This is a genomic window from Vibrio sp. 10N.286.46.A8, assembly GCF_041470165.1.
Taxonomy (GTDB): Bacteria; Pseudomonadota; Gammaproteobacteria; order Enterobacterales; family Vibrionaceae; genus Vibrio; species Vibrio tasmaniensis_A.
This window is the reverse complement of sequence record NZ_JBFRLX010000186.1, coordinates 2551-2998: the sequence shown is the minus strand read 5'-3', so window position 1 is coordinate 2998 and position 448 is coordinate 2551. Positions and strand designations below refer to the sequence as shown.

Below are 448 nucleotides of genomic sequence, written 5' to 3'. Positions count from 1 at the left end.
TCAAAATCATCTTTGGCTTGGCGACGTTGAGTCGGGCTGCCAGAACATGCTGTAAGAACGAAAACAGCCAGTGAACCGATCACTAGCTGGTGAGAATACTTCATTTATACTCCTAAATGCCGAAGGTTCGCTTCGGCATTGCTTTATACGTTTTTAGTAAATGCACGCTTCAGTCATTGCTTGAGCAACAACAGGCTGAGCTGGTTTTGACAGTTCAGTCAGTGGTAGACGTAAGCCACCTTCAGCAATCAGACCCATTTTGTGAACCGCCCATTTTACGGGAATAGGGTTAGACTCAACGAACAAATTCTTATGTAGAGGCATCAAACGCTCATTGATCGCTTCAGCTTCCTCAAACTTGCCTTCCTTCGCTAGCTTGAACATAGTCGCCATATCAGCAGCTGCAACATTGTTCGTTACAGAGATCACGCCATCACCACCACGCTTA

1 protein-coding gene and 1 pseudogene are annotated in these 448 nt (G+C 45.8%); both read right to left on the bottom strand.

The window, feature by feature from the left end; all coding sequences use genetic code 11:
* Positions 1-104 (bottom strand): annotated as a pseudogene (locus tag AB4232_RS17420) (outer membrane protein assembly factor BamC); the annotation flags it as partial.
* A 49-nt stretch (positions 105-153) separates the two neighbouring features.
* Positions 154-448: dihydrodipicolinate synthase family protein (locus AB4232_RS17415; RefSeq protein WP_372087633.1), on the bottom strand; the 295-nt coding region annotated here is incomplete at its 5' end.